Here is a 22,104-nt window from a genome sequence, read left to right on the forward strand (position 1 = left end):
AAACAGAACTTGTGCAGGTGTTTTAGTGAAAAATGTTAATTAGAACGCTAAAATTTACTGTATCAATTAGGGCAAAGTTTGCACAAAAACTAGGCTTAATTGGGTTTTTGTTAATTTTCACAAGTTTCCTTGCTCAGGCTCAGGTTTGCGGTACTTCGGGTATAGATGGCCCCAGTACTAACACCAATCCAATAAATACTTATTATCCCGTTTCAGGAAACCGCACATTGAATGCAGGCGCAACTTCTATTTTACTAGAAGGCGTTCCCGCTACTGATGCTTATGGCAATAATTACGGTAATATTGGGGTGCGTCCCGGCGACTTAATATTGATCATTCAGATGCAGGATGCGCTAATCAACTCAAGTGACAGTGATCTTTATGGTGGAGGAGCTAGTAATAGCGGTGCCGATGGTTTAGGAGGTACCGGTTACACTAACATTGGTTTTTCCGGAAAATTCGAATATGTAATTGCCTTGAACGCAGTACCAATTACTGGCGGTACACTCAATTTTAGAGGAGGTGGCACCGGAGGTGGCGTGGTAAACACTTATGTTAATGCCGCTCCAAATGCCACTAGAGGGCAAAGGCGTTTTCAAATTGTTAGGGTGCCTCAATATTCGAACCTCACTTTAACTTCAGATATCACCACGGTGCCTTACAATGGAAAAGCTGGTGGTGTAATTGCCTTTGATGTGGCGGGTAATATGAACTTCGGTGGCTTTAAAATCGATGCTTCTGAGAAGGGTTTTAGAGGCGGTTACGGTCCTGTAGCTGGTTCGGCTAATAATACCAACAGTGTTTATGTGGTTAATTCTTCAAGTACGCTTTCTGTAGGTAAAGGTGAGGGTATTGCTGGTACACCGCGTTACATGTACGATGGATACAAGGATTTTGATAATGTGGATGAAGGTTTGCCGGGAGGCTCATACGGTAGAGGTGCGCCTGCCAATGGTGGTGGTGGTGGTAACGACCACAATGCTGGTGGTGGCGGTGGTGGTAATGGTGGTTACGGCGGTGTTGGAGGTATAGGCTGGCAAGGTTATCTAGGCACTGTTAGCAACCCAAACACCTATCCAAATGGAGGTCGCCCCGGAAGTCGCGTTCCTGTAGACATTACCCGCTTGATTATGGGTGGCGGTGGCGGCGGCGGCGATGCCAATAACGCAACCACAGGCGTAAAGGGAGGAGTTGGCGGCGGTATCATCCTCGTTAACGTAGAGAAAATTACTGGTGCTGGTTTAATTGTTGCTAACGGCGGTGCTGGGCAGCCGGGTGTATTTGGAAGTGCACCTGATGGTGCTGGTGGTGGTGGTGCCGGCGGTACTATTTTCGTACGATCTTTAGCTAATAGTGCGGGAGCGGTACTTACGTTACAGGCCGATGGAGGTAAAGGCGGAAACACTTTAAATGACAATAATAATGAACACGGTCCAGGTGGTGGCGGTGGTGGTGGTGTAATTTACCACAACGTACCCGGCGCAACAGTAAGTACTTCGGTAGCTTTAGGTGCTTCGGGTAAAGCTAACAATGGTGCAGGTAGCAATCATTATGCTGGCGATGGTTCAACTGGTGAAGTAGTGGCCTTTAATAATTCGAGCTTACCTTCACATTTGCAAGGCGGCGGAAAAATTTGCTACCCCGAATTAACTACCGTGTTAACGGAGGCCAATCCTGGCATTCCGGGCAGTAGAAACCCGGGAACTACGGCTACCTACACATTAACCGTAAGCAACGCAGCTACTGGTGGAAATGCTGGTGGTGTACAGGCAGCAATTCAACTTCCAACAGGATTCACCATAGCAGCAATTACTGCTACATTAGTTGGAGGCGCTGCAGGTGCTGCCAATCCACCATTTGCTGTTGCGGGTGGTGTTTATCAAATTGGCGATGCCAATGTTACCAATGCCTATAACATCCCTCCGGGGGCGCAAGTGGTTTTTACCATTAGCGTGAATATTGCAAATAATGTGGCTGAAGGGATGCATCACGCCAGTGCGCAGGCTACTTATCTGGATCCAACACGTACTTCAATTGATCCAAATAGGAGAGTTACTGCTAAAAATAATGCATTTGCAGGTAGCAATACTGCTTATGAAACCGGTGGAGGCGATGATGTAGATGGGACTAACTACAATGGTAATGCGATTACATCAACTGGAGAAGATGTACACATTAACGCTAAGCCACGCCCTAATAACTTGGAAGTAGATGTGATAGAGTGTGATGTAAAAGCCGAGGGTGCCTTAACTGCAAGCGATCCGGATGCGGCGCACACTGCCTCAACTTTAACCTATACTTTGGAAGGTACTTATGATACCAGCAAGGGTACTTTCACGCTAAATGCTAACGGGTCGTTTTTGTTTGTTCCTTTAGTTAGATTTTTTGGTACCATTACCATCCAATTCAGAGTAACTGATCCGCTAGGTGCTTATGATATTGGCACGCTAAAAATCAATCAGCCAAAACCTTTATTAGATATTACAGAAACAATTACTCATATCAGCTCCTATGGGGCTAACAACGGTTCAATTAACATTGTTTCTAGCGGCGGAGTAGGGGTGCGCACACATAAGTGGTTATATCCAGATGGTTCAGTTGTTACAGCAACAAACATCAGCAACTTAGCCCCCGGATCTTACACACTCACCGTTACTGATGAAAATAATTGTAAATACAGCGAAACTTATATTGTTAGAGAGCCGCCTTTGGTTACTTTATTGCCTGCAAACGGAATTTGTGTTGGCGAAACATCTATTCTTTTGCCTTTTACAGATCCAAAAGTGAACCCTACTACGTATAGCATAGTTTGGGACAGTGCAGCATTGGCCGCTGGTCTAGCTAATGTAAGTAATAGTGCTTTGCCAAGTATCGTTGCTCCGGCTACAGAATCAAATATTACTATTACAGTACCTGCAAACATTGCCATTAATACCTACAACGGGGTGTTGCGAGTAAGCAATGCCAGCGGCGATAGCAGCGGTCCACTACCATTTACCATTACCATACATCCTTATCCTGTGAAAGCACATATTCAGCTCATTAATTAAAATTATATAATCACCGTAAAAATTCGTTTAAGATGAAAAGAACAATTACCCGCACTGCACTTGTAACTTTGGTTTTGCTGATAACAGCAGTAGTTTCCAGTTACGCACAAACCTATTATGACCTTTATTTATGTGATGACGCCACCGCCAAATTGCGTCCACAACAGGAATCTACTTTGGTAGCTAACGACAAGGTACACTGGTTTTTGGATGGAACTCCAGTTGGAACGCCAATTACCTATACAGGTACTTCAGGTTCTACTGATTTAACTGTTCCAGCTAACTTAACCGTTGGTTTGCATAAATATACTACAGCTATCGAATCAAAGGATGGATGTTTGGGACCACAGTCTGACGCTTTTAACGTGTATAAACTTCCTACAAAAACCTTGGCTTTAAGCGCACCAACCAATGCTTCCTATTGTGGTGATGCAAGTGGTGCAACCGCTAGTTCGCAAATTACTGCGACAAGTACGCCAGCATCTGCTTTGCCTGATGGAATTGCTTATGCTTATACTTGGTCGGCTACTTTTAATGGAACTGCTGTAACGCCAATTACATCTATTGGTTCAAGTAATGGCAGTACAGGAAATACTAATGTGTTTACATTGAATACCATTACAGCGGGTACTTATGTGTTTACAGCAAAAGTGGATTATGCGTTAACGGCAGCTAATACTGGTGTGTTAAAAGCAGGAACTGGATGTAGCGTTTCATCTACTACTTCACAAACTATTACTGTTAATCCTAGACCTGGTAAACCTTCAATTATGTTGGTGAACTAAGTAGTTTAAGCTTAGCTGCTTTTGTTTGGTAGACTGACATATGTTTTAGTGCTGCTATTGTGGTGCGTATGTACCCAAGCGCAAGCCCAAAACCCGATAAGAGTGCCCTATGGCACGCCAGTAACTCTTGGTATTAATAATCCAAACGCTAGTTACACTTATCAATGGTATAGGGATGGCCGTGCTTTGCCTAATGAAACCCGGTCTACCTTAACCACCACGCTTGGCGGACAGTATCAAGTTAGGGCTATCAATCAAACCAATTGCGCTTCAGATCTTTCAGACATTTTTACGGTGATTCTAATGTCGTCAGATCTGGAGGTGATTAAAAAATCTGAAACAAGACCAGTTGGGCCAAATGAAGCGTTTACCTACACCATTAAAGCTCGAAACAATGGGCCAATGGACGATACTCAAATTGTAGTTACCGATAATCTGCCTTTAGGTTTGGAGTATGTGAGTATGAACAGTACAGTTGGCAATGCAAATATCAATGCGGGTTTAATTACCTGGAGAATTCCTTTGCTACGCAACTCCGAAGAAGCGAGCTTAGTCATTACGGTGCGGGGTAAAATGCCAAGTATAATTACCAATACGGCTAAAATTACTGGCACTTTGCCCGATCCAGTTCCAGCTAATAACACTTCCACTGATGAGAAAAAAATTGTAGGTAACATTAAAGTCCCTAATGTAATTACACCTAACGGAGATGGTAAAAACGATGTGCTCAAAATAGAAGGTATTGAGCTTTATAAAGAAAACACTTTGGCCATTTTTAACAGATGGGGTAATGAAGTTTACCGAAGTGAAGGTAACTATCAGAACAATTGGAGTGGTGAAGGCTTAAGCGAAGGTACTTACTATTATGTGCTGAAATTGGTATCTAAAGAGGGTGTTGCTAGTAGTGCAACAGGTTACATTACTTTATTAAGAGATAAATAGTATGGCATGTAGAAGTTGGTATATTATCTTTTTATTTGTTTTTACAGGCTTAAGTGGCTTTGCGCAGCAAGATGCCCAATACAGCCAGTATATTTTTAATGCGATTTATATCAACCCGGCTTACGCAGGCTACAGGGAACGCTTAAATTTGAATGCCACTTATCGTAACCAGTGGACAGGCATTAATGGTGCACCTCGAAGTTTTTCTTTAGCTGCGGATGCACTGATGCCTAACGAAAGGGTGGGCTTGTCGGTTATTTTAAGTGCCGATCAGCTAGGTGCTCAAAAAAACCTTTCTGCTTTTGCTAATTATGCCTACCGCTTTCCGGTTAATGAAGATGAAACTTCCAAACTGGCCTTTGGTGTGGGTGCCGGCTTTCAACAGTTTGGTATTTTTGGTGATTTACTTGAACCCGGCGACCAAGGTGACAACTTTATTCCAGTAGGAGCTGTAAAAGAACTAGTGCCTGATATCAGAGCGGGGGTGTTTTTCTCTACTGAGAAGGCGTATATTGGTGCCTCGGTTAACAATTTAATTGGCAAATACATTTTAGATAAACGGAAGTTAGATTTTAATTTTCCTACACCTAAACCACATTATTATCTTACCGGAGGCGTTTTAATTCCGCTTGTGGAATATGAAATTGATTTTAAGCCTTTCTTTTTAATTAAAGATGATGCCGCGGGACCAACAGTTTTAGATGTGAACGCGTTTTTCCTTTTTAAGCAAAAATTATGGATTGGTGCAGGTTACAGAACGGGCGTTAAGCTGTACAATAAACCTGCAATTGTGGGCAACGTTAAAAATTCTAATGCAGTTATTGGCATGGCCGAAATTTTTATCAGCGAAAAACTAAGGCTTGGCTATTCTTATGACCATAGCATAGGCAGTTTGGCGGGTTACAGCGGCTCAACACACGAAATCTCAATAAGTTGGAACTTCATGAATGAAAGAGAACGTAAAATTAACTTCTGTTATTTTTAAAGAAAGTACACTTGGCAGTGCTTTAAAGTTATCTTCGTTGTGAAAGCCAGTTTTAAACTATCGCCATTAAATTATACTTAAATGTTTTTGTTGTAAATTGCATTAATAACGCAGTAATAAATATATTTACAGCAACTAAGCAATCCATTTGATTTTAAGACGTTACATATTTTTTCTGCTTTGTGCAGTGCTTTCAGCTATTTGTCCTCTTTTAGCGCAACAACAACCTATTGCCTTCAATCATTTGTCGTTTAGGGAAGGTTTGGCGCAAAGCCCTATATCAACCATAATTAAAGACAAAAAAGGATTCATATGGTTAGGAAGTTGGAAAGGCCTAACACGGTATGACGGCTATACTTTTCGCATTTTTCAGCACCAAAATAACCAGCCCAAAAGCATTAGCAACAATAGGATTAATGCCATTGTAGAAGATAAAGCAGGAAAGTTGTGGATAGGAACATCTAACGGCTTAAATATTTATAATCCGGCTACGGAGGTGTTTAAAAGGGTAGATATTAGAGATGTAAAAGGTGGCAGGAACTATATTTCATCTGTATTAATAGATAGCTACAAAAACGTTTGGACGGCCACTTTTGACGGTATTAAACAGGTAGATACATTAAACTGGAAACTCAGGGAGATCACCGGTTTAAAGGATACTTCTGCTAGCAGTCTTTACAATTCGGTAACGTTTACCATGTTTCAAGATCAATCGAAGCAAATTTGGGTAGGATCTAAACTTGGCGTAAAGCGCTTTAATCCCAAAACCAAACGGTTAACATCATTACCAAGCGTAATAGCGAATGATAAAGCCTTGATGAGCGCTAAAATTATTGTCATCAGGCAAGACAAGCAAGGTAATTTATGGTTTGGTTCCGAAACATCTGGCTTATTTAGGTACAACCCTAAAAATAACGAACTGAAATTGTTCCGTACCGAAGATGCCAACCAAAGTAGTATCCTTTCTAATTGGATTCGGGATATCTATGTTTACGACAACAAACATATTTGGATAGGCACACGTAACGGTTTAAGTATTTTCAATACCGAAACACAACGCTTTGATAACCATACGCACAGCCCACTAAATACAAAGAGTTTAAGCGATAATACCATCTGGAGCATCATGCAGGATGAGGCTTCGGGTATTTGGATTGGCACTTTTGCTGGCGGATTGAACGTTTACTATCCGTCAAACGCCAATTTCAATAACATAGCTGAGCGGGTAGGAGATCGGTTGGGGTTATCGCATTTGGTGGTAAACGCCATCTCCGAAGATAGAAATGGTGCACTTTGGGTAGGAACTTACGGCGGTGGCATCAACTATTTGGATAGAAGAACCGGTGCTTATCGTTATTTCGATATTAGGAACGACCAAAAGCAAACTAGAAATGGAGTAAAATCATTAGCTGAAGATGCCAATGGCAACCTTTGGGTGGGTACGCTTGATGGCCTGTGCCATTTTGATAAATCCACTAAAAAAATCAAGTTCTTTAAATTTGCGGTAAGTCAGGGCAAATTCAGCGAAAACTTAATCAATTCTATTATTCCCGAAACGGATGGCGTTTGGGTGGGCACTAACGGTGGCGGATTGAGGCACCTAAATCCCGATGGCTCATACGAAACTTTTGTGCACTCACTCAAAGACACTACCAGCATTAGCGATAATTTTGTGGTGGCCTTAAATAAAGATGCGCAAAACAACATTTGGATTGGTACTCAAAATGGGTTAAACTATTACGATAGGAGAAAAAATAAATTTAAGCGCTTCATTAAACGCAATCAGCCGAATACTTTAAGCAACAATAGTATTATCACCTTGTTTAAGGATGCAAAGGATAGACTGTGGATTGGCACTGATGGCGGTGGATTGAATTATTATAACCCCATTACCAGTAAGTTTTATGCGTTGAACGAAGTTGAAACACTAACTGATGAGGTAATTCATGCCATACAAGAAGACGAGAGTGGCGATATTTGGTTAAGCACTGATAATGGCTTATACCGATTGCATTTTAAAACATTTGACTTGCCTTTTACATCAAAGAGTGTAGAGGTTACGCATTATAACGCGGATGACGGCTTAGCAAGCAATCAATTTCAAACGAATGCGGCACTACGCTTAAAAAGTGGCGAGTTGCTTTTTGGAGGTATCAACGGTCTAACTTCGTTTTTTCCTGACAAGTTAATTAAAAACAAAACCAAACCAAAGGTAGCGTTCACTGATTTTTTAGTCAGAAATAAGCCTGTTTTGATTGATTCCGCTAATTCTCCATTGGAGCAATCAATTACTTTTGCTGACCATGTGGAGCTAAAGCACGATGAGGGCTATATTACCATCAAATTTGCCGCACTAAATTTCATCAATCCTGAGAAAAACCAATACGCCTACAAAATGGAAGGTGTAAAAGGCGATGATTGGCATTATTCGGGTACGCAACGGGAAGCACATTACACCAATTTAAGTCCCGGAAAATATACCTTTAAAGTAATGGCAGCTAACAATGATGGGCTATGGAATACTGAACCAATTAGCTTGTCTATTACCGTATTACCACCCTGGTGGCAAACTTGGTGGGCTTATTTAATTTATGCGGTGATACTTTATTATGTGGCAAACACGATTTATAAGTTCCAAAAAAACAGGCTGAAATTGAAAAAGGAACTTTATTTGGAGCACTTAGAAAAAGAACGTCAGGAAGAGCTGCACCAGATGAAAATAGATTTCTTTACTAATATTTCGCATGAAATTAGAACACCACTTACGCTGATTTTAGGGCCTTTAGAAAAAGCTTTGAGTAGTACAAGTTTGGCAACCGATGCTAAACGACAGCTTGTTCAAGTACAGCAAAATGCCAACAGATTAATGCGTTTGGTAACGGAGTTGATGGATTTTAGAAAAGCCGAAAGTGGCCATATGAAACTCAGTTTCTCTGCTTGTAACATAGTGCATTTTGCTGAGGAAATCTATTTATCGTTTCAAAATCTAGCACATGATAAACAGATCAATTACTCATTTAACAGTAGTGTTGAGCAATTGGAAGTGTATTTCGACAAAGATCATTTGGAAAAGGTATTGTTTAATTTGTTATCCAATGCGTTTAAGTTTACGCCAGAGCGTGGGGAAATTACCTTTGCCATCCAAAAACTTGAACATGAAGTTGCCATTAGCGTTACTGATAATGGAAAAGGGATTTCGGAGAAAAATATCAATCAATTATTTACCAAATTTTTTCAGGTTTATAACGATGAAGTGTCCAACAGTGGCTATGGCATAGGTTTAGCGCTGTCAAAAAGTATCATTGATTTGCATCAGGGTAAAATTGAAGTAAGTAGCGATATCACAAACGAAACCCATAAAACCACCGTATTTACGGTAAAACTCCCGTTGGGTGCCGCCCATTTGGATGAAAAGTCGATCATACCAGAATACATGAATAGCGATAATCCGGTACATTATTATTTGCAGTCGGAGGTTGGTGGTATTATTGCAACGCCTAAGGCTGTAGGAGGTGAGCAAAAGTATACCATTTTAGTTATTGAAGATAATACGGAACTGCGCAATTTTATCAGTGATTCGTTTAAAGAGCAGTACAAAATTTTGCAAGCAACAAATGGTTTACAAGGACTAGAACTGGCATTAAGTGAGCTTCCAGATTTGATTATTAGCGATGTAATGATGCCGGAGATGGATGGTCTGGAGCTCTGCAGGCGCATTAAAACGGATGATAGGATCAATCACATTCCCGTGGTTTTGCTAACGGCAAGGGCTGCGTACATTCATCAGGTTAATGGCTATGAAAAGGGGGCAGATGCCTACATCACTAAACCTTTTAGCATCCAAGTATTAACGCTAAATGTTAAAAATATCTTGGCTACAAAAGAGGCCTCCCGACAGAAATTTGTAAGGGATATTTTGCTAAATCCGGCACCAATTGCCGTTGAAACGCCAGATGATAAATTTTTGGTAAAGTTGATGAAACTCATTGAGGATAACCTGGACAATACCGACTTAGATGTTTCCTTTTTGGTAGAAGCCATTGGAATGAGCAAAACGGTATTGTATAAAAAAGTTCAAGCCATCACTAATTTATCTGTAGCTGATTTAATAAAAACGGTTCGATTAAAACAAGCTGCTTTGTTGCTGGAGCAAAATCAAATGAGCATTGCAGATATTGCCTTTGCTGTAGGCTTTAACGACAGGAAATACTTCAGCAAAGAATTTAAAAAGCAGTTCGAAGTTTCTCCCTCTGAATATATTGCTGCAAAAGGTGCGAAATAAGAGGATTGTCCTCAGCAACTGTTAGACACAGGTCAGACTAAAAATATCTCCAAAAACAGCGTTAAATACAATTTTACCCCTATTTACGGACAATTTTACCCCTCTATTTTTGAAGCGTATCTACATCTTTGCTACAACCAAATATTGTATGATGCAACCTAACCAAAACCATTCGAGGTGTCACTTGGTGTCACAACCAAGTTCAACAATTACTACATCTTACTCGTCAGGAATTATTTATCTGCTATCCACTTTAGTTATGGTCGCATAAGCCATGCTATACAACTGTATATTTTAACAACCATATATATAAGCCCAATTGAATGATACTACTTTACAAGAAAATTAGTTTTTATTCGCCACGTTTATCCATAGTTGCTCACTCCAAAGCAGTATTGCTTTTGTTGCTGATGCTAGCATTTAGCCATGTGCTTTATGCGCAAAACAGAACTATTAAAGGCGTAGTGAAAGATAATCTTGGCTTGCCTATTCCTGGTGCATCCATTAAACTAAGAACTGCGGGCACTACTGCAATTAGTGATGGCGAGGGTAAATATACCATTGCGGTACCAGCCGGGCCAGCAACCTTAATATTCAGTTTTATTGGCTTTACAGCGCAGGAAATTACGGTTGCCGCGGGTGTAAGCGTACAAAATGTAAGCTTGAAAGAAGACAACACTAATTTGAACGAAGTTGTTGTGGTAGGTTACGGAACGCAGAAAAAATCTACCCTTACAGGCGCTATTAGCACCATTAGCAGCAAAGAAATTTTACAATCACCAACATCCAACGTTACCAATAGTTTGATTGGCCGCACACCAGGGCTGGGAGCGGTACAACGTAGCGGTCAGCCAGGTTCCAATAGTGCGGTAATTAACATCAGAGGACTGGCCACTTACAACGGTTCAGGTGCAATTGTGGTAGTTGACGGTATCGAACGACCAGATTTCGGCGATATCGACCCAAATGAAATTGAAACAATCAACGTTCTGAAAGATGCTTCTTCCACAGCCACTTTTGGTATTAGGGGAGCAAATGGCGTTATTATCGTCACTACAAAATCAGGGAAAGAAGGTAAACCAAAAGTAAGTTACAGCGGTAACGCCAGCATACAAACTTACACCGGTATTCCAAAGGCTTTAGATGCCTATTCCAACGCTTATTTAATTAACGAAGCCAACAGGAATGACGGGCTAACTTCGGTTACTTGGAGCGATGCGGCTTTGCAGAAATTTAAAGATGGTTCCGATCCAATTGGCTATCCAAATATTGATTGGTTTGATTATGTGACCAGGAAATACTATCCGCAAACGCAGCATAATGTTAATGTAAGCGGTGGTACTAAAATGGTGAAATATTTTGCTTCGGTGGGTTATCTTTTTGAGGATGGTATCTTTAAACAGTTCGACTCCCCTTATCAAATCAACTCTGTTCCAAATTATAACCGATACAATTTTAGATCAAACTTAGACATCAAACTTACGGAGGATTTAGAAGTGAGTGTACGTTTGGGTGGTCGTTTGCAAAAGCGTTATCAACCAAGCGGTTTACGTTCAGGTACGGGGTCTTTCTCGTATGATAACGTAGAGGCCATGATTTCCCGTATTTTACAAGTGCCTGCATTTGCTTATCCAGTTACTTTGCCTGATGGAAGGTTGGCGCAAAATCCAAGCGTTGGTACCAATATTTGGAATCCACTGGGAGTGCTTACCCGTTGGGGAACACGTAATGATGATTACAACAACGTACAAAGCACATTTAACATCAATTATAATTTAGGGAAGTTGGTAAAAGGACTTTCTTTCAAAGCTAATTTAGGCTACGACTCGTATTTTGAAAACACCACACGCCGTAATGCTGTTTGGGCTGCTTATGTAATTGATAGAGATACCAAAGAGATTACCATTGCTGGTGACAGACCAAGAGACGAGCCTTTAAGCGGATTGATTGCAGATAATGGTGGTACTATTCATACCAACTTACAAGCGGGTTTCAACTATAACCGCAACTTTGGCAAGCACAATTTTACCGGATTAATTTTAGGCACCCGTCAGCTAATTAACGTACAAGGTTCAACCGCCACTACCGCTCCTCCACGTGCTTCGCAAGGGGTAGTTTCAAGAATTACTTACAATTATAACGACCGTTACTTCGCAGAGTTCAATGCAGCCTACAATGGATCTGAAAACTTTCCGGTAGGATTAAAGTATGGCTTTTTTCCGGCAGTTTCAGCTGGTTGGACCGTCAGCAATGAATCTTTTATGGATGATGTCAAATGGCTAAGCTACCTAAAGTTACGTGGTAGCTATGGCTTGGTAGGTAGCGATGAAATTGGTCAGCGTTTCCTTTACATTACTAGTTATTTACGTAATGCAGCTGGTTTTACGGCATCAACGCCGGCATTTACTCGTCCGGGTATGCCAGTACATTTTGGCGATCCAACCAGTGTAGTTACTTACCCAGTGGTGTATTTGCCAAGCAGCAGCATTGGTAACCCCGAAATTACTTGGGAAACAGGTTTGAAAAGAAACATCGGTATTGAAAGTAAGTTCTTTAAAAACTCATTGTCCTTAAACATCGATTTGTTTGATGAAAATCGAAAAGATATTTTAACGCAGCGTAACTCGGGTTTAACTACTTTGGGTCAAGGCTATCCAGCATTAAACGTAGGCGAGGTTTACAACAAAGGCTATGAAGTTGAACTTGATTTCAATAAGCAAAAGGGCGAGTTAATTTACGGCTTGAATGCTCAGGTTTCTTTTGCCCGCAACAAAATTATCAGTAGAGATGAGCCAGTAGGAGCACCAAGTTACCAAAAACAAGAGGGCAAAAGGGTAGGACAGTTTTTTGGCTACGTAACCAACGGTTTTTACACTTCGCAGCAAGATATTGATAGCTACTTACCAAACGAGTTAGGCCGTCCAATTCCTGGCGATTTGAAATACGTTGATATCAATGGTGATGGTCGCATTAATAGCGACGACAGAACAGCTATTGGCTATTCAAGAGTTCCAGAATATATTTTCAGTATTTCTCCTCGAGTTTCTTACAAAGGTTTCTCCGTAACGGTAATGTTCCAAGGTGTTACCAATGTTAGCTCAGATGTGATTTTGACCGAACAAAACAACGGACAGCAAATGTATGAGTTCATGCTGAACAGATGGACGCCACAAACTGCCGCTAGCGCAACTTGGCCAGCCTTACATTCTAGGGGAAATACCTTCATCAGTTACCAATTAAATGATTTCATTTTACAAGATGCCTCTTACCTTAAACTGCGTAACGCCGAAATTTCATACAACCTTCCAAAAAGATGGTTGGAGCCATTAAAAATTTCATCGCTGAGGGTGTTCTTAACTGGTCAAAACCTGGTTACTTGGACTCGCTTCAAAATGTATCTCGATCCAGAGAACATCAACGTTAGCAACAGCGACTTTTCGAGACAATCAATTTATCCAACCTCAAGAATTTACAACTTGGGTGTAAACATTCAACTATAGCTTAACATGAGAAACAGATATTATCACCTTATTTTTCTTTTTGTAGCTCTTGTACTTAGTTCATGTAAAAAGGACTTTCTTGACCGTACACCGTCTGCAGATTTGGACGAGGAAAAAGTATTTAAAGATCCCGCTTTGGTAGCGGCTTATGCCGATAACGCTTATAATCATTTGATAGATGAATATGCCCGTTTTAACGCACATCGTGGTACTACATCTCAAGCTTCAGATGAGGCTGTTTCTGGTAACACCGATGTATCCGTACGTACTTTAAACCAAGGTTTGTTCCATGATCATTACGAACGCGGCGGAGCACAACTAAATGATATTGGAGATGTTTGGGATAGAGCTTATGCCGGAATTAGAATCGCTAATGTGATGCTAAGTAGGATGAAAGCCGCCGAACCTAATACCATTGTAGCCAATCAGGTAAGGGTTGCAGGCGAAATGTATTTCATTAGGGCATTCCTCTATTTTGAGTTGATTAAACGTTTTGGCGGTGTCCCAATTTTTGACAAACCAGCAAGCATTTTCGAAAATATTGATATCCCAAGAAATTCTTATCAGGAATGTTTGGACTTTATTTTAGCTGACTTAACGCAAGCGGAAAGCATGTTGTCAGATAGTTACAATGCTTCCAACTACGGCCGTGCTACCAAATCTGCCGCCATTGCTTTAAGGGCAAGAGCGCTACTTTACGCCGCAAGTCCGCTGAACAACCCTAATAACAGTACTGCAAAATGGCAAGCGGCAGCTGATGCGGCAGCCTTGCTACTCGATAAGTTTAAACTTCATCCATCCTATGCAGAGCTGATGAACTTACAAAGCTCCGAAGAGTACATCATGATTAAAATTCGTCCACCACGTGTAATTGATGGTTTTCTGTTGGATTTTGTAATGTCTCCAGGTTCTGGAGGTGCGCAAGGTTCAATGAACCCTACACAAAACCATGTGGATCTGTACGACATGCAAGCTACAGGTTTGCCCATTACCAATGCTGCCTCAGGATACAATCCACAAAACCCTTATGCAGGCCGTGACCCTCGTTTTTACGCCAATATTTTGTATAACGATGTGTCTTGGCAAGGGCGTAAAATGGGCATGTGGTCGCAATACAACGCTACTACTGATACCTATACTTACGGTGCTGATTTCAGACCAAATAACATCATTTACTCGGCTACTCGTTACTACTGTCGTAAAATGTGGCCCGAAGTTTATGTGCGCAACGCCACTCAAAGGGCACTTTTCAATTTCATCTTTTTCAGGTATGGAGAAGTATTGTTGAACTACGCTGAGGCTATAAATGAAAGTGCTGATAATGTTGCCAATCGCAATTTGGCAATGGCCAGAGTAAATGAAATTAGGAGCAGAGCAGGTATGCCTAGTTTACCAGCCAACTTAACGCAGGCACAATTAAGAGAAGCCATCGTAAAAGAACGAGCAGTGGAATTGGCCTTTGAAGACTTTAGGTGGTATGATTTAATAAGATGGAAGCGTGCAAAAGAAGTGCTTAACCAGCCAATGAAAGCAATGGATGTAGTGCGCAACGCTAATGGAACCTTCAATTATACCGTTACCACACTGCCAAATATTTATCAGAAAAAATTTGAGGACTACATGTATTTGTATCCAATACCTAGGAGGGAAATTTTTAAAAGTAATGGCATTTTAAAACAAAATCCGAGTTGGTAGTGAGTTTAAACTTGATTAAAACAAAGATCTTAAACTCCATACTTAAATAGTTCACAACAGAAAATATGATGAAATTTCTAACAAAATATCTTTTACTTTCTACACTCAGCTTGGTGACTTCGTTTTGCGCTTTGGCACAAACCGAACAAATTACAGCTACAGGCAAAGTAGTTGACCAAGCAGGTGCTCCAATAGCCGGTGTGGCCGTTATTGTGCAAGAGAAAACCAGCGGTGTAAGCAGCAATGCAGAAGGTAAATTTAGCATACAAGTAAACACAAATGATCGCATCGTTCTTAAAATGAACGGGTATAACACGGCATACATTCCAGCTTATGAGGTGTCGGAAACCAAGCCAGTGGTGCTAATCAAATCTTTAATTGAAGCTGGAGATGATGACAACGTGTACATCCCATCAGGCATTAGAAAAAGACGCGAAGTAACCGCAACAATAGCTACTGTAAATACACAAGAGCTGCCACAAATTCCTTTATCTACGCTCAACAATGTATTAACTGGTAGGTTGTCTGGCTTGCACATTCAGCAAACAGGTAACCGTCCGGGTACTGATGACGCTACTTTTTTAATTAGGGGAAGGTCGTCATACAACAGCGGACAATCACCTCTGGTATTGGTTGATGGCGTAGCCCGTGATTTTGTGGACATGGATTTGAACGAAGTTGAAAGCATCAGCGTGTTGAAAGATGCCGCCTCTTTATCTTGGTATGGCATGTATGCCGCTAACGGCGTAATTTATGTGACTACTAAACGCGGCAGTGCAAGTGCAACCAAAGTAACTTTTGACGCTCAAGGTGGTGTACAAACTCCTATCACTTTAGTTAATCCTCTAAATGCTTACGCACATGCCTATTTGTACAATGAGGCACGCCAAAATGATGGGCAGGCACCGCAGTACACTCAAAATCAGTTGATAGGCTACTACACTAAATCAGATCCTTACTTATATCCAGATGTTGATTACACGTCGGAATTTTTAAAGAAAGCTTCGCCTGTACAACGTTACGTAGCTACCGTGAGTGGTGGTAACGCATTTGCAAGGTATTTTACTTCGGTAAGTTTTTACGATCAGGATGGTTTATACAAAGGTGGAGAAACACCAAATTATAATTCAAATACCAATTTCAGAAGATATAACTTCCGTACCAACTTAGATATCCATATCAATAAAACACTTGATGTTACACTAGATGTAGGCGGTAGGGTATCTAATTTACGCTATCCACGTGATGGTAATACCAGTTTTTTAACGGCCATTTTCGGCACACCTGCAAATGCTTTTCCTTTACTCAATCCAAATGGAACTTATGGCGGTAGCTCTTTATTCCGCACCAATCCTTTGGCCATGTTGCAGGCCCGTGGTAACGTGACTGATGTATACCGTACGTTGTTGGCTACCATTACTGCCCGCCAAAAATTGGACGCTGTATTGCCCGGCTTATCCTTAAATGTGGCGTATACCTACGATATGACAGGTTTGTACACTTATGGTTTCAACCAAAACTATATGGTTTACGAATGGCAAGGTGGTAGTTCTTACCAGGGCTATGGTACAGAAACACCGTTAAATTACGCTTCGAGTGCATTTAGTGCCAACTTGCGTAACAATGAATTTTGGGGTGGTTTTGATTACGATAAAACCGTAGGCGAACATGGCTTTAAATTTTCAACGCGTTTCCAAAGAGCGGTTTCTGCTTCGGCAACTCGTTTAGATGATAAGCGTGAAGGCATTTCGAACCGATTATCTTACAGCTTTAAACAGCGCTATTTTGCTGATGCCATTGCAACTTACTCCGGTTCGCAAAACTTTAGACCAGGCAAAAGGTTTGGATGGTTCCCAGCGTTAGCTGCCGGGTGGATTGTAAGTGAAGAAAACTTTTTGAAAGGGAACAAAGTAGTGGACTATTTGAAGCTTCGCGGATCTTACGGGATAGTTGGAAATGAAGCGATAGGAGCTTCTCGCAGGTTCGCGTTTAACGATTACTTCACTCGTGGCGGTTCGCAATATTTCTTCGGAACGGGCTACAGTGCAGTAGCTAATACTGATCAGCTGGATTTAAGCAACCCTAACTTAACGTGGGAAAAAGCAGCTAAAGCCAGTGTTGGATTTGACGCACAGTTTTTAAAACAGTCGCTAACATTAAGCGCTGATATTTTCAGAGAAAAGCGGACCAACCTGCTGACCGCTGATTTGGCGCCGTCCATCATTGGCCAACCATTGGTAAACATTAATGCCGGAGAGGCGCAATATCAAGGCTTTGAGACTAACTTGAACTATAACAAAACCCTTAATAAATTCACTTTCGGCGTTTTTGGAAACTACACTTACGCTAAAAGCGAAATTTTAAAATTGAACGAAGAAGCAGGCATTCCATCTTACCAACGCCAAGAGGGTTATCCTATTGGTGGTGTGGTAAATGGCAGCGGTACGGTACGTAGATTCTTGATTTCCGAAGGTTTATTTCAATCGGAAGAGGAAATTGCTGCTGCACCAGTGCAACGCTTTGCAGGTAATGTAAAACCGGGCGACATTCGCTATAAAGATATCAATGGTGATGGCGTAATTGACAACCTGGATTTTGTAAGCACCAATTACTCTGATATTCCAACTTCGTATTTTGGATTTGGAGGCTCGGTGAAATACAAAGGTTTCGATGTCAACTTCTTATTCCACGGCGTTTCTGGCCGTACGGTTCAAATCAACACCCTAGTTAATGCTGGTACTTCAAACACGGGTTACATCAATCAGTTTAGCGCCTACCGTTGGTCGCAGGCCACTGCAGATGAAGCTCTATATCCAAGGTTAACCATCACCGATAGGGCCAATAATACCCAAAATTCAGATTTTTGGTTGCGCAATGGCGATTTTATCAGATTAAAACATGTTGAGTTAGGCTATTCACTTTCGGCCAATACACTTAAAAAGCTTAAAATTTCGCAGTGCCGATTTTACGTGACTGGCTTCAATTTGCTCACTTTCGATAAGCTAGACGGTTTTCCGATAGATCCTGAAATGCCAGATGCGGGCTATAACTCATCTTACCCTGCTTTAGCAACTTTTGCATTGGGCTTAAATCTTAAATTTTAACAAGATGGCAGTAATTTCTATACATAAATACAAGCATATTTCTACTAAGGCGGTAACGGTATTCGCTCTGCTGGCGCTAGGGTTTTCTTCCTGTAAAAAATCTTATTTACAAGATGGTACTATCACCGATGGCTCTATTACCGGAGAGCAGGTTTGGGGAAATGATGCTTATGCTCGTGGCGTATTAAATAGTGCTTACTTTAACATTCCAGAGGGATTTAGCATTGATGGCAACGGCGGGATGTTGGCTTCTGGTACTGATGAGGCGGTTAACTCTGGCGTAAATGCCACCTTGAGTATTTTTAATAATGGCACTTGGAGTCCACTACGTACCGTAGATGATGAGTACAGCAACTTGTACGAAGGACTAAGAAAAGTGAATTTGTTTTTGGCCAATTTACAAGGCAGTCAGATTATTCCTACTGATGGTTTAAGCGTAGCCGACGACAAAAGTAGGCTGGAAGGTCAGGCTTATTTTTTACGTGCCTTGTTTCATTTTGAGCTGGTAAAACGTTACGGAGCCGTTACTTTGGCTACACGTGTTTTTAGCAGAGATGAAAATTTGAACTTGCCGAAAAACACTTATAAAGAATGTGTGGATCAAATTATAGCCGACTGCGATAAGGCAATAGCTACCAAACTGCCATTGTTTACCAGGGAGGCAGTGACTGATGCCAATCCTTATCCTTGGCGTACTGGCGATTATGGTAGAGCTACCAAAACTGCTGCAATGGGTTTAAAATCTAGGATGTTACTTTACGCCGCTAGTCCGCTTTTTGCTGCGCAAAGTGGGGTAACGTGGCAACAAGCTGCTGATGCTGCCAAAGCTATTATTGATTTGAATGTACACAGCTTGCGCACCAACTATACCAATGTGTTCAATTACGGAGCCGATGCTTATAATTTGGAAGTGCTATTTGCTACTAGGGCGCAGAATAGAAATGATATTGAACAGCAGCAAGCGCCAATAAGTTATGATGGCGCCACAGGCCGTACCAATCCAACGCAGGAAATGGTGGATGCCTTTGAAACTACCAACGGCCGTTTAATTACTGATCCTGCCAATACATTATATAACCCAAATAATCCTTACACCAATAGAGATCCTCGCTTTGCGCTAACTATTAACCACAATGGAAGGGTTTTCAAAGGTAAGGCAGTACAATCTTATGTTGGCGGAGCCGATGGTTTGAATAGAAACATCAACGCTACAAAAACAGGCTATTACATGCGCAAGTTTCTAAGCGAATCTGCTACTTGGAACCAGCAGTCAAACACTTTGGCTCGGAGGCCTTGGGTTGTAATGCGTTATGCAGAAATTTTACTGAACTACGCGGAAGCTTTAAATGAAGCACAAGGCATAGCCGCCACCACTGAAGTGTTAAGAGTGGTAAATTTGATTAGAGCTAGAACCGGCGTTGCCATGCCAGCTTTGCAAACCTCCAATCCAACAGGAAATGGCTATGTCGCTAATACAAAAGAGGCCATTAGAGAACGCATTCAAAACGAACGTAGGGTAGAGTTATGTTTCGAAGGGCACCGCTTTTACGACTTAAGAAGATGGAAATTGGGTGATGCATTTTTAAACAAGCCGGTAACTGGCATGCGCATCACTATTGATGGTAGTGGAGCAACTACTTACTCCAGATTTGAAGTAGAGCGTCGTGTATTTCTAGACAAAAACTACCTCTATCCTTTTTCACAAAATACGGTAAACCGTCAACCTGCATTAGCTCAAAACACTGGTTATTAAAATTTTATTATGATTAAATTACTTAAATACTGCTTATTTCTTTTACTTGCTCTTACCCAAATATCGGTTAATGCACAGTTGGTACAAAATATCTTTGGCCGCAAACACCTTAGTTTAAATGGGCGTTGGAATTACATTATCGACCCTTATGAGATGGGTTATTACGATTACCGACATGAGCCTTTTGATCAATCAAAGACTGGTAAAGGTGGTTTCTACGACGATAGAAAACAGGTTAATAAATCAGAATTAATTGAATATAACTTTGATTTATCGCCAACCATGAGCGTTCCAGGCGATTGGAATTCACAAGTGGACAAACTACAGTTTTACGAAGGTACTATTTGGCTTAGGAATAAGTTTATAGCGCAGCCTCAGGAAGGAAAAAGATACGTGCTTTATTTTGCTGCTGTAAATTACGAAGCGCATGTTTATCTCAACGGTAAAAAACTGGGTACGCACAAAGGCGGATTTACACCATTTCAGTTTGAAGTAACGGATAAGCTAAAGGCTGGAGAAAACTTTGTTGTGGTAAAAGCTGATAACACCCGCAAGCAAGATGAAATACCTACCGTTAACACCGATTGGTGGAACTATGGTGGCATTACACGTGATGTGCTTTTAGCAGAATTGCCAAGCAACTATATCGCCGATTATAAAGTACAATTAGCTCGTGGAAATATGAAGCAAATTGAAGCTTATGTAAAATTGAGTGAAGCTAGTGCAGGACAAAGTGTAGAAATTACTATCCCTGAAGCTGATTTAAAAGCTACTGCAAAAACTGACGCCAATGGTATTGCCAAAGTAGCTTTTGCTGCTAATAAGCTGAGCTTATGGTCGCCAGAAAATCCAAAGTTGTATCAAGTGATCGTAAGTTCAGCAACAGATAAAGTGGAAGATAAAATTGGCTTCAGAACCATTGAAACTCGTGGACAAGATATTTTGCTTAACGGAAAATCTATCTTTTTAAGAGGGATTTCCATTCATGATGAAAATCCTTTAATTCCTGGTAGGTTACGTGGCGAGGGTGACATGCGTATGATGTTGCAGTGGGCAAAAGAATTGAACTGTAATTATGTAAGATTGGCGCATTATCCACACAATGAAGAAATGAATCGTTTGGCGGATGAAATGGGCTTGCTAGTTTGGGCAGAAGTTCCTGTGTACTGGACAATATCTTGGGAAAACCAAGCAACTTATAACAATGCAGCCCAGCAACTAACCGATTTAATTGAGCGTGATAAAAACAGAGCTGCGGTAATTATTTGGTCGATAGGTAACGAAACGCCATTAAGTGAGCCTCGCTATGCTTTTATGAGCAAATTGGCAGATAAAGTAAGGTCTTTAGATAATACCCGCTTGGTAAGTGCGGCTTTGGAAGTTCATCGTAAAGGCTATAATGTCATTGTTGATGATCCGCTAGGTGAAAAGCTAGATTTGGTGAGCTTTAACCAATACGGCGGCTGGTACTGGGAGTTACCGAAAGAGCTTTCGAAGTACAAATTTCAAATTAAATACAACAAGCCGGTCATCATTACTGAAGTTGGGGGAGATGCCCTAGCAGGTTATCATGCTGATGAAGATACACGTTGGTCGGAAGAGTTCCAGGAATCTCTTTACAAGCATCAAATCCCTTTTATGAATACCATGGCTGGATTGAGGGGAATGACACCGTGGATTTTAACGGATTTTCGTTCGCCACGTCGCCAGCATCCATTTTTTCAAGATTTCTGGAATAGAAAAGGCTTGATTTCGGAATCTGGTAAAAAGAAAAAGGCTTTCTATGTTTTAAAAGATTTTTACGATAAAACTGAAGTGAAATATAAGTAGGGGTCAGGGATTAGGGGTCAGGGATTAGGGGTCAGGTATCAGGTATCAGGAGTTAGGTATCAGGTATCAGGTATCAGGGATTAGTAGCTAGGGATCAGGAGTTAGGGGTCAGAGTTGGGGATTGGGTACGGTTTAACAGTTAACAAATAACCTATTAACCAAACAACCAAACAACTAA

At 41.1% G+C, this 22,104-nt stretch carries 10 protein-coding genes; all 10 read left to right on the top strand.

What is annotated here, in order from left to right:
• The first annotated feature begins 32 nt into the window (after window positions 1-32).
• Complete coding sequence (locus DUT68_RS18620) at window positions 33-3,050, top strand: Ig-like domain-containing protein (RefSeq protein WP_198659602.1); 3,018 nt, start codon at window positions 33-35, stop codon at window positions 3,048-3,050.
• 32 nt (window positions 3,051-3,082) lie between these two features.
• On the top strand, window positions 3,083-3,835 hold the full coding sequence (locus DUT68_RS14320) for a hypothetical protein (protein WP_113638897.1): 753 nt from the start codon (window positions 3,083-3,085) through the stop codon (window positions 3,833-3,835).
• Window positions 3,836-3,937: 102 nt separating this feature from the next.
• Window positions 3,938-4,777, top strand: a complete 840-nt coding sequence (locus DUT68_RS14325; RefSeq protein WP_157960872.1) for a T9SS type B sorting domain-containing protein — start codon at window positions 3,938-3,940, stop codon at window positions 4,775-4,777.
• Between the two features lies 1 nt (window position 4,778).
• A complete protein-coding gene (locus tag DUT68_RS14330) occupies window positions 4,779-5,762 on the top strand; it encodes a PorP/SprF family type IX secretion system membrane protein (protein WP_113638899.1) in 984 nt (327 codons plus the stop codon).
• Between the two features lie 148 nt (window positions 5,763-5,910).
• Entirely contained in the window at window positions 5,911-10,044 is a 4,134-nt protein-coding gene (locus DUT68_RS14335) for a hybrid sensor histidine kinase/response regulator transcription factor (RefSeq protein ID WP_113638900.1), read from the top strand.
• Window positions 10,045-10,367: 323 nt separating this feature from the next.
• On the top strand, window positions 10,368-13,544 hold the full coding sequence (locus tag DUT68_RS14340; protein WP_113638901.1) for a SusC/RagA family TonB-linked outer membrane protein: 3,177 nt from the start codon (window positions 10,368-10,370) through the stop codon (window positions 13,542-13,544).
• A 6-nt stretch (window positions 13,545-13,550) separates the two neighbouring features.
• On the top strand, window positions 13,551-15,239 hold the full coding sequence (locus DUT68_RS14345) for a RagB/SusD family nutrient uptake outer membrane protein (protein WP_113638902.1): 1,689 nt from the start codon (window positions 13,551-13,553) through the stop codon (window positions 15,237-15,239).
• A 65-nt stretch (window positions 15,240-15,304) separates the two neighbouring features.
• Window positions 15,305-18,343, top strand: coding sequence for a SusC/RagA family TonB-linked outer membrane protein (locus DUT68_RS14350; protein ID WP_113638903.1), 3,039 nt, complete (start codon window positions 15,305-15,307; stop codon window positions 18,341-18,343).
• Window positions 18,344-18,347: 4 nt separating this feature from the next.
• A complete protein-coding gene (locus DUT68_RS14355) occupies window positions 18,348-20,096 on the top strand; it encodes a RagB/SusD family nutrient uptake outer membrane protein (RefSeq protein ID WP_113638904.1) in 1,749 nt (582 codons plus the stop codon).
• Between the two features lie 9 nt (window positions 20,097-20,105).
• On the top strand, window positions 20,106-21,926 hold the full coding sequence (locus DUT68_RS14360) for a glycoside hydrolase family 2 protein (RefSeq protein ID WP_113638905.1): 1,821 nt from the start codon (window positions 20,106-20,108) through the stop codon (window positions 21,924-21,926).
• The last annotated feature ends 178 nt before the right edge of the window (window positions 21,927-22,104 follow it).

Source organism: Pedobacter zeaxanthinifaciens (genome assembly GCF_003313335.1).
GTDB classification, from domain to species: domain Bacteria; phylum Bacteroidota; class Bacteroidia; order Sphingobacteriales; family Sphingobacteriaceae; genus Pedobacter; species Pedobacter zeaxanthinifaciens.

What these genes read in the sequence shown, in the direction of transcription:
- DUT68_RS18620 (WP_198659602.1), top strand. Translation starts at nt 33, where the DNA reads ATGTTAATTAGAACGCTAAAATTTACTGTATCAATTAGGGCAAAGTTT.
- DUT68_RS14320 (WP_113638897.1), top strand. Translation starts at nt 3,083, where the DNA reads ATGAAAAGAACAATTACCCGCACTGCACTTGTAACTTTGGTTTTGCTG.
- DUT68_RS14330 (WP_113638899.1), top strand. Translation starts at nt 4,779, where the DNA reads ATGGCATGTAGAAGTTGGTATATTATCTTTTTATTTGTTTTTACAGGC.
- DUT68_RS14340 (WP_113638901.1), top strand. Translation starts at nt 10,368, where the DNA reads ATGATACTACTTTACAAGAAAATTAGTTTTTATTCGCCACGTTTATCC.
- DUT68_RS14345 (WP_113638902.1), top strand. Translation starts at nt 13,551, where the DNA reads ATGAGAAACAGATATTATCACCTTATTTTTCTTTTTGTAGCTCTTGTA.
- DUT68_RS14350 (WP_113638903.1), top strand. Translation starts at nt 15,305, where the DNA reads ATGATGAAATTTCTAACAAAATATCTTTTACTTTCTACACTCAGCTTG.
- DUT68_RS14355 (WP_113638904.1), top strand. Translation starts at nt 18,348, where the DNA reads ATGGCAGTAATTTCTATACATAAATACAAGCATATTTCTACTAAGGCG.
- DUT68_RS14360 (WP_113638905.1), top strand. Translation starts at nt 20,106, where the DNA reads ATGATTAAATTACTTAAATACTGCTTATTTCTTTTACTTGCTCTTACC.